This window comes from Protofrankia sp. BMG5.30 (genome assembly GCF_001983005.1).
Taxonomy (GTDB): domain Bacteria; phylum Actinomycetota; class Actinomycetes; order Frankiales; family Frankiaceae; genus Protofrankia; species Protofrankia coriariae.
The window spans coordinates 35,160-44,872 of record NZ_MOME01000010.1 but is presented as its reverse complement, the minus strand read 5'-3'; the positions used below and the strand labels follow the sequence as shown (position 1 = coordinate 44,872).

The following is a 9,713-nucleotide window of genomic DNA, read 5'->3' as shown; positions in this document are numbered from 1 at the left end:
GTATGCGCCGGTCACACCGGCCGTGCGGCCGGTCGCCTCCGCTCGAGCAGGCGCAGGACGGTCCGGGCCACCCGGCCGCACTCGGCGGCGTCGCAGCGCCGGCGCCGCACCTGGTGGTCACGGACGTGGATCGGCCCGATCGACCGGTCGCGGTGCTCCGGGCGGTTGCGGGCCATCATCAGGGTGGTCGCCTCACCGCCGGGGATCTCGGTCCGGTGGAACGTCCCCGCCGGCATGGTGTAGATGTCGCCGGCCCGATGGCTTTCCATCGTGCCGGGGCCGTAGCGCACCAGGCGCGGGGTCGCCCGCAGTTCGTCCACGTCGCCGTGGCTGTGCACCTCGAAGAGGCGGTGGGTGGGCGGCGTCCCGGCCGCGGGGGTGATCCGCACGAGATGGTTGTGGACCTCGCCGGCCAGCACGAGGCTGCGCAGGTCCCAGCTGTGGCAGTGCACCGACGAGGTGGTCGGACGTGCCGCGCGGACCTGCCGGGTCCACACGTGCACACAGATCCCGACCTCCTCGAAACGCTTCACCGGAATACACAGGAATCCCAATGGGTGGCGCAGCACCGTCGCCTCCCGGGGGGCGGCCGCCGTGTTCACGAGGGCCTGCGTCAACCAATCCGGAACGGTGCCCGCCCGGATGCCGGCGACCTGGTGGCACAGCTGCGTGTAGGACGTCATGCGCACCGGTCCTTTACCTGGGCTTCGGGTACGCCCGGGTGAGCATCCGAAGCCGGGTGCCTTTCGGCGTTGTACCGGGGTCGGCATCCGCCACGCCGGGATGCCTGTTCGTCCCCCCGAGGTTTCCCACGAATGCATCGTAACCATGGGGTGGACGGTAAAAAAGCCGCTGTATCGTTTTACCACCGGTGCTGGCCGGCGCCGGCTGCTCCGGCGAATGCGTCACGGAAACCAGTGCCGACGATTCCGGCTGTTCGGGCGGATCGGAGAGCGGGGGATGTGCTCGAGCCCGGGAATCGGGGTGTCGGGCTCGAGCGGGGCGAGTTCACCCGGCTCGAGGCGGCACAGCTTCACGACCCACCACAGGAAGTTCGCCGCATCACCGTCAATCTTGGCGCTGCCGTCCGGCAGGAGCACGCTCCACCCGCCCGTGGCGAAGCCGACCATGGTGGCGACGGTGGTGCCGGTGGCGACGGCCGACAGCCGTACGGTGCCGTCGTCACCGCCGGTGGCGAGCAGGGCGCCGTCGGGGGAGAACGCCACCGCCCGTACCGCGCCGGTATGACCGGTCAGCCAGCCGGCCTGGTGGCCGGTGGCGACGGCCGACAGCCGCACGCCGCCGTCGTCGTCGCCGATGGCGAGGGTGGTGCCGTCGGGGGAGAAGGCGATCGCCGAGGCGGCGCCGCTCCGGCCGGTGCTACGGCTGGTGCTCCGGTTGGTGGTGGTCTGGCCGGTGGTGGGCCGGCTGGTGGGGTGGGTGAGCCGGCCGGTGGGGTGGCCGGTGGTGATGTCCCACAGGCGTACGGTGCCGTCGGGCTCGCCGGTGGCGAGGGTGGTGCCGTCGGGGGAGAAGGCGATCGCCGAGGCGGCGCCGCTCCGGCCGGTGCTACGGCTGGTGCTCCGGTTGGTGGTGGTCTGGCCGGTGGTGGGCCGGCTGGTGGGGTGGGTGAGCCGGCCGGTGGGGTGGCCGGTGGTGATGTCCCACAGGCGTACGGTGCCGTCGGGCTCGCCGGTGGCGAGCAGGGTGCCGTCGGGGGAGCACGCCACCGCCATCGGCCACAGCGCGCCGGTGTGGCCGGCGAGGCGGCTGCTCCGCCGGCCGGTGGCGATGTCCCAGCGCAGCAGCGCGTCGGCGTGGACGGTGGCCAGGGTGCTGCCGTCGGGGGAGAACACCACCGCCGCGGCCGCCGTGGTCACGTCGGCGTTGCCGGTGAGCCGTCCGGTCGCCACCTCCCACAGCCGGACGGTCGGATGGTCGCCGTTGCCGCCGTGCGCGGTGTTGTGGCTGGTGGCCAGGGTGGTGCCGTCGGGGGAGAACGCCACCGCCCACACCGGGTCGCCGCGACCGGCCAGCCGGCCGGTCTCCTGGCCGCCCGTCGGATCCCACAGCCGCAGCGTGCGGTCCGTGCCACCGGTGGCCAGGGCGGTGCCGTCGGGGGAGAACGCCATCGAGCGCACCGCGCCGGCGTGGCCGTGCAGCATCGCCGTCCGGCGGCTGGAGACGACGTCCCACAGGTGCACCGTGCCGTCGTCGCCGCCGGTGGCCAGGGTGGTGCCGTCCGGGGAGAACGCCACCGCGTGCACATGGTCGGTATGGCGGGTGAGCTGACCGGTCTGCTGGCCGGTGGGGGCGTCCCACAGCCGGACGGTGTGGTCGTCGCCGCTGGTGGCCAGGGTGGTGCCGTCGGGGGAGAACGCCACCGACCACACCGCGCCGGTGTGGCCGGGCAGCACCCCGGCCGGCCGTCCGCTCGCCGCCTCCCACAGCCGCACCGTGCCGTCGTCGCCTCCGGTGGTGAGCAGGGCGCCGTCGGGGGAGAACGCCACCGCCCGCACCCTGGGCGCGTCACGGCCACGCACGCTTGGACGGTCGTCCCGCGCTCCCACCGCCCGCGCCTTGTGAGCGCCGTGAACCCCGTGGGCCTCGTGAGCGTCGCGGACGTGGTCGATGATCCGGCGGGGCTGTCGGCTGTCGGGTTCCGCGGTGGTGGCCCACAGGTGCACCGCCGCGTCGTCGCCGCCGGTGGCCAGGGTGGTGCCGTCGGGGGAGAACGCCACCGCGCGCACCGGGCCGGTGTGGCCGGCCAGCTCGCGGGTCTGCCGGCCGGTGGTGGTGTCCCACAGCCGGACCGTGCGGTCGTCGCCGCCGGTGGCGAGCAGGGTGCCGTCGGGGGAGAACGCCGCCGCGCGCACCGTGCCGGTGTGGCCGGTCAGCGTCCGCAGCGGGCGCAGCCCGTCGGGGTCGAGCAGCAGTACCTGCCGCCCCCAGCAGGCCGCGAGCAGGGTGCCGTCCGGGGCGAAGACGATGCTTCGGGGCTCCCGGGCGGGTGGCAGCAGCATCGCCTCGACGCGGTCGCGCCCGAGGACCGCCGCGGCCGCCAGTTCGGGTGCGGCGGCGCTGGCCACGTCGAGCCGTGGGTGCACCAGCGCGGCCCGCTGCCAGCGGCTGCCGGTGAGCCGCACGTTGGTGAGGATGGGACGGATCAGCCGGGCGCCGTAGAGATCGGCGCCGGAGAGGTCGGCGCCGGTGAGGTCGGCGTCGGGCAGCCGGATCCCAGCGAGCACCGCCCCGGTGAGGTCGGCGAAGCGCAGGTTGCGCCCGGCCAGGTCCTGGCCGCGCAGGTCCTGGCCGGCGAGCTGGGCGCCGGCGACCGGCAGCCCGAGGGCGCGGGCGACCCCCAGTGCGTTCACCGGGGAGGCGCCGTCGGCGTCCGGGTCGGCCAGCACCCGCTGGGCCCAGGCCCGCAGCGCCGCCCGGTCGGCGAGGCCGACCAGGAAGTCGATCATCAGCTGGGACATGTTCCGCCGGGCCAGCAACGACGACGCGCGGTGACCACCGCCGGGCCGGCCGCTGTCGGGCGGGCCACCGCCGGGCCGGCCACCATGGGGCGGGCCACCGTCGAGTTCGCGGGCGGCCACCGTGGCGGCCAGAAACTCCATGACCGAGCGGTGGACGAAGGAGAACCGGTCCTCCCGCCGGATGAGCAGACTGCCCGAGCCGACGATGAACGCGGCCTGCGTCGCGTCCAGTTTGACCTTGCTCAGATCGGTCAGGGCGGCCCGGACGGTGTCCGACAGCCCGGCGAGGTCGGTGGCGTCCTCGCCGCTTTCCCAGAGCGTGACGGCCAGGGCGTCCACCGCCTGGCGCAGCTGCCCGGCCGTCAGTGTCTGGAAGCGCCGCCGGGCGACCTCGTTCGCCAGCCACCTTTCGACGAGCTGGGCGTAGAGGTCGGCGGCGCTGACCGTGCCGTTGGGCGCGCTGGCCGCGCGCAGGTCGCTCTCGGGCAGTTCGGCGATGAACGACAGCATCCGTGGGTTCACGGACAGTTCTCGCAGGTCCCGGATGCCGTGGATCAGTTTCAGCCGGGCGTCCGCCCGCTGTTGCGCCGCCAGTAGCCCGGAGAGCTGGGAATCCGGCACCGCCGGCCCGTCAGGGGCGTCCGTCGGCGTCTCGTTGGCGCCCGTGTTTCCGGTCGTGTGCCGGGCCGTGTCCCTGGTGGCGTCTGCGGTCGCGTTCCTGATGGCGCCGCGGGCCCCGGCGGCGATCTGGCGCTCGAACAGTCGCACGAGGAACTCCCGGATCTGCCGCTGGTCGAAGTCGACGAGCCGGATCTGCCGGCTGGCGGTGTGGCGCCGCACCAGCTCGCCGAGTTCGGTCCGCCACTGGTCGTCGCTGGCGAAATGCTGGGTACGGCTGGTCAGCACCACCTTCGCCCGGCCCGTCACCGCCGACATGATCATGCGTAGGTGCTCGGCGGCCCGGTCGTAGGTCACCCGCAGGGCGAGCTCGTCGAAGCCGTCGAGCAGCAGGATGATCCGGCCGCGCTCCAGCATCCGGTGGACCGTCCGGACGTCGACCCCGTGCTCCCCGGTCTTCGTCAGGTGCAGCGAGAGCAGGTCTGCGACGCTGTGGGTCTTCTCCAGCGTCCGCAGCTCGACCAGCATCGGGACCATGCCGGGACGCTCGGACGGCAGGCGGCGGGCCAGCTCGTGCAGCAGGAACGTCTTGCCGTGCCCGAAGTCGCCGAGCACCAGCAGGAAGCGAGCCTCCTCGACGTCGAGCCAGTCCACGGCCGCGGCGAGCACGTCGTCCTGCGCGGCGGTCTCCGCCACGCCGTCGGCGAGGACCGACCGCTGCGGCACGTACAGCGATGGCGGGTAGGCCGGATCGGTCTCCAACCGGGCGGTCTGGCGGAGCAGGTAACGGCGCGGATCCCACCGTCCCTCGAACTGGGCCAGACTGCGCACCCGGATCCACCGCCGGCGGGCCTGGCCGACGAGGCCCTGCTCGGCGAGCGCTCCCCCGTACACCAGCTCCGACTCGACCGGTTCGCCGACGAACAACTCGTACCGGACGACGACCTGCTCGTAGAAGGCGGCCAGGGTGTCCTGGTCAAGCCCGTCCGCACTGATCCCGACCGGCCAGCGCTGCCACTCGCCGTCCCGCAGGCCGTTCACGTCGAAGTAGACGGTCCCGTTGTCGGCCGTCATCCGCTGGATGGTCGCGTCCGGGTAGCGGACGCGGGCGGCCTGTTCCACCCAGCGCACGAACACCGACGTGATCTTCTGCGGGTCCGGGCCCGGGTAGGCCGGCGGCTCGGCGCCGTCGGCATCCGCTGGTTCGCGGGCCGGCCCTCGCACCAGCCCTGGGTAGGCCGGCGGCAGCGCCGGCTGCGCCGAACGACCGGCGGCGGCGGACAGGCCGTCGAGCAGCGTGCGGCGCGCCTGCGCCTGCGCCTGCTCCACCAGGCTGACCCGGCCGACACCGCGCAGCAGCGGCGGTGCCTCGCACGGCGCGACGCGGACCGGCACGAGAAGGGGACGCCCGTCCCGGGTCATCGTCGCGAGCGCGGCCTGCCATTMGGCCGCCGCCCAGTCCGAGTTCACGTAGTCCGGGGAGAGAACGGGCAGGACGAAGGCTGCCGCGGCAAGCTCCCGGCGCAGCCAGGCGGCGGCTCCCTCACCCGGTGGCGGCTGCCACGTCGTCGCCCGCGGCCGATATCCCTCGGCCGTCAGCTGATGGATGATCCACGCGGCCCACCGCTCGTCCGCCTCTGTGTAACTGACGAACACCACTGGCCTGGCAGCCGGGCCAATCCCACCGGTCGCGCTGGTCGCACTGGTTGCAGCGGTAGCAGCGGTAGCAGCGGTTGCACCGGCCCCGCCGGTTCCACTGGCCCCGCCGGTTCCGGCGGTTTCGATGGTTCTGCCGGAGATCACCGCAGGTCGGGCGGGCAGCACCGGCACTGTCCCGATGGGCGGCTCTGTTTCCACTGGCTGCGCGGTCAGCAGCCGCAACAGCGGTTCGATCCCGGCCTGGGTGAAGTCCGTGACCCGGTAGTGCGTTCCCGCGGACGGGCTGAGAAAAGCGGGAATGTCCTCGGTCGAACGGCCGGGCAGCAGCACCGAGAGGAACTTCGCCCGACCGGCCGTCTCGTCCCGGTAGAGCTCGTCCCGGATGAGCAGGCCCTCGAAGCGCGCGCCCCGCCCCTGGGTGGGGTCCCCCTCCCCCTCCACCCGCCGCCGGTATTCCGGGGACGCGATCACCAGGACGAATGCGGCCTGACGTATCTGCGCCAGCATCCACAGCGTCCAGTCGCGGGGCTGTTGCGCGGCCACCACGTCCAGCTTCGCGTCCACGCCGCAGCGGCGTAACAGCAGCCAGAGATTGCGCACCGCGTCGCCGTGGTCCGGCGAGTCGTGCGCGTAGGAGATGAACACGCGCACCCCGCTCGCGGCTCCCGCCCCGGCATCCACCACGTTCCGCAACCCCCTGCAGCCGACCGAGCATGCCCGCGACCGCAGGGTAACGGTGGTGATGCAGGGACGGAACAGCCAGGTCCGGGCATGCGCGGATCGGCTGTCTGTCGGAGCGGCYGTGCCTCTGGCGGCTGTGTATCCGAGGCGGGGCCAGGTATGGGTGTATGTGGACCGGGCCCGCCCCGGTTGCCCGGTATCCGGCCGTCCGGTGCCCGTTGGCTGGTGTTCGCCGCCCGTCCGGGGTAGCTGGTTGAATCGGTTCGTGAACGCCGAGCGTCCGACTCCCGGGCCTGCGGATGGGTGAGCGCACCGATGGCGGATCCGCCGATGCCGGGCTGGTCGCCGCGCTGACGGCGGTCGGCCGGCGGATCGTGGGGGAGCGGGAGCCAGCCGCTGCGGTCGTCCTCTCCGCCCGCCACGACAGGCTGCTGGTGCGTTACGGCGACGCCGTCCTCAAGGCCCACGCGCCGGGGACAGATCCGGTGCAGCTTGCGCTGCGGCTACGGCTGGCGGCCGATCCCCGGCTGAGCGACAGCCTGCTCGCGCCCCTGCCCATCCCGGGCGCGGACGCTCCAGGGCTGCTCACTCAGGCCCGCGGCCGGCTTGTCAGTGCCTGGCCGGTGGGCACACCCCTGTATCCGGAGGATCCCACGGCGGTGCCCGAGACGGCCGTCGACGATCTGCCGTGGGAGCAGGCGGCAGCCCTRCTCGCCCGGCTGCACGCGGTACCCCCGCAGGGGCCCGTCCCGCCGGCGAGGGTCCGCCGGGGCGTGGAGCGCGCGATGGCGAAGCTGTCCGGGCTGCCCACCTCGGCCGGCAACGACCCTGCCGTGGGGGAGGTTCTTGCCGCGTACGCGACGCTCCCGCCCGGGGAAACGGCCGGTACCCACCGCGGGTCCGGGGCCGGGTCCGGGTCCGGGGCCGGGCCTGGGGCCGGGCTTGGGCCTGGGGCCGGTGCCCGCCCGTACTCGGGTCACACCCACACAGCTCGTACGACGCATACGACCCGCATGACCCGCCACTCGACCCGGGTGCCCCCCACCCCCACGGCCGGGGGCGTACTTGTGCACGGGGACTGGCATCTGGGTCAACTGCTGCGGCTCGACGGCCGGGGGCTGCGGATCATCGATGTCGACGACCTCGGCGCCGGGGACCCGGTGTGGGATCTCGCCCGGCCGGCCGCCTGGTACGCCGCCGGTGTGCTGGCGCCGGCGGCGTGGGGCCGGTTCCTGCGCGGGTACACGGCTGCCGGTGGTCGGGCCGTGCCGCCCGACGCCGACCCGTGGCCGGTGCTGGACGCCCCCGCCCGGGCGCTGGCCGTGGCGTACGCCGCGAACGCCGTGGCGGACAGCGTGCTCACCGGGGTCCCGCTCGACAGCGTCTCGCGGGCCTTCGTCGACTGCTGCCGGCGTATGCGCCGGCTGTGACCGCTGTCGGCTGGCGTGTGCGCCGGCTGTGACCGTTGCCGGCTGGCGTGTGCGCCGGTTGTGATCGCTGTCGGCTGGCGTGTGCGCCGGCTGTGACCGTTGCCGGCTGGCGTGTGCGCCGGCTGTGATCGTTGCCGGCTGGCGTGTGCGCCGGTTGTGATCGCTGTCGGCTGGCGTGTGCGCCGGCTGTGATCGATTGCTGGTGCGACACATGCTGGCTGTGCCGCGGCGGGTATGGCGTGTCGCCGATCCACCCGTCGCGGCACCCAGACCTGACTGTTACGTCGACCTGACTGTTACGTCAGCCGATACGTCGGCCGACCCGTAGCGGAGCCGACTCATATCGATCGACCGGCCTGCCATCGGTCAACTCCCTTGTCGGCCGACTCGGTATCGGTTGACGGTGACAGGCGGTCTGTTTACGCTTTCGTGGCATTCCGGATGGCGGTTGGTGACAGAACTACGGCAGGCGGTCGGGGGACTGGCCCAAGCGTTCGGAGGAGAACGGATGCCATTGCGCGGCTATGGGGTGCTGGTCGGGCAGGTCATCGACGAACGTGCCGAAGGCGGGACCGGCACCCCGCATTACCAGATCCATTTACGGGCCGCTGGCGACGATTTCCGGATCACGGTCAACGTGCTGTCCAGCCAGCAGCCGGCGGACCTGTTTTTCGTCGCCGACGAGGATTTCCGGCATCCGGTCCTGCGGCTGCTGCAGGCCCTTCCCGACGGCTTCACCGCGCTTTCCAGCCGGCCCGGCGGCCCGGCTCTGGACTACATCCGGGGCAACCTGTTCAACCGTCTCGACATGCGGCCGCTGCCGGCGACACAGCCCGGTCCGGACAACGATCTCGCCGACGGGCTCCACCGTTTCGTCACCCGTGCGATCGCGGATCCGGCGGCGCGGGTGTACGCGTTCGGGCAGCGCTGGGGGCCGGAGCCGAACACCCCCGACAAAATATTTGGTTTCCTGCCCGGCAACGGCATCCACGACGTTCACATGAACCAGGGCAACAGCGGGCGGTTCCGCGGCGACGACGGCGTATGGCAGGACGGCGGCCTGCTGTTCCGTTTTCCCGGCACCGGTGGGTGGGCCGCGGTCTTCCTCGCCTTCCAGCCCCAGGGCTGGCACACCGACGACAGCAGCGGGCATGTCGTTCCCGACCTGCCCGAGGTGGGCCCGGCTCCCCGGCCGGCGCCGGGCGAGCCCGACCAGCGGGTCCGTATCGTCGCGGCGCTGGCCAATCCCGCCGGCCCCGCGCCCGAGACGGAAAGCGTCACCCTGGTGAACACCAGCCCGTTCCACATCGATCTCGCCGGATGGGCGCTCACGGACCAGCAGAAACATCGTCATGTGCTGCGCGATCTCGTCATCGCCGCCGGCGATGCCCTGCGTGTGAGGGTGTCTCCGCCCATGCGGCTCGGCAACGGCGGTGGGCTGATCACCTTGCTGGACCGGCGTGGCCTGAAGGTCGACGGCGTCTCCTACACCGGCACCCAGGCTGCCCGCGAAGGCTGGACCATCACCTTCCGCTAACAGGAACCTACGTTTCGCCACCTGTCTCGCCTGAAATGTCCGACGCCCGTCTTCCGGTGTTGTTACCGTGACCGGGCAGCCGGTAGAGCCAGACAGCCAGCAGAGCCAGACAGCCGGTAGGGCTGAGCGCACGCCGGGCGTGAGCCGCGGCTGGCCGGATCGACCTTGATCGTAGTCGCCCGCCCCGCGCTGACCTGCCCGGCCGACGGACCTCTCTCGACCGGCATCCGCCAGCCGTCGGTAGAAATCGCTGTTATCGCGACCCTTTCTACCTACAACTTCCGCGCCCGTAGGTGAGTCCCGGTG

Annotated in this window: 4 protein-coding genes; 2 read left to right on the top strand and 2 right to left on the bottom strand. The window is 72.9% G+C overall.

What is annotated here, in order from left to right:
- Positions 1 to 11: 11 nt before the first annotated feature.
- Positions 12 to 683 carry a hypothetical protein gene (locus BL254_RS05585; RefSeq protein ID WP_047222605.1) on the bottom strand — a complete coding sequence of 224 codons (672 nt, stop codon included), beginning with the start codon at positions 681 to 683 and terminating at the stop codon, positions 12 to 14.
- A 222-nt stretch (positions 684 to 905) separates the two neighbouring features.
- A complete protein-coding gene (locus BL254_RS05580; RefSeq protein WP_139342195.1) occupies positions 906 to 6,443 on the bottom strand; it encodes a TIR domain-containing protein in 5,538 nt (1,845 codons plus the stop codon).
- 296 nt (positions 6,444 to 6,739) lie between these two features.
- Here BL254_RS05580 and BL254_RS28180 point away from each other — a divergent pair, with 296 nt between their 5' ends.
- Together BL254_RS28180 and BL254_RS05570 are read left to right on the top strand one after the other, a co-directional pair.
- Positions 6,740 to 7,870 carry a phosphotransferase family protein gene (locus BL254_RS28180; protein ID WP_052914874.1) on the top strand — a complete coding sequence of 377 codons (1,131 nt, stop codon included), beginning with the start codon at positions 6,740 to 6,742 and terminating at the stop codon, positions 7,868 to 7,870.
- A gap of 508 nt (positions 7,871 to 8,378) precedes the next feature.
- The gene (locus BL254_RS05570) at positions 8,379 to 9,407 is read left to right on the top strand and encodes a DUF2278 family protein (RefSeq protein WP_047224619.1); all 1,029 of its coding nucleotides are present in this window, start codon (positions 8,379 to 8,381) and stop codon (positions 9,405 to 9,407) included.
- Positions 9,408 to 9,713: the final 306 nt, after the last annotated feature.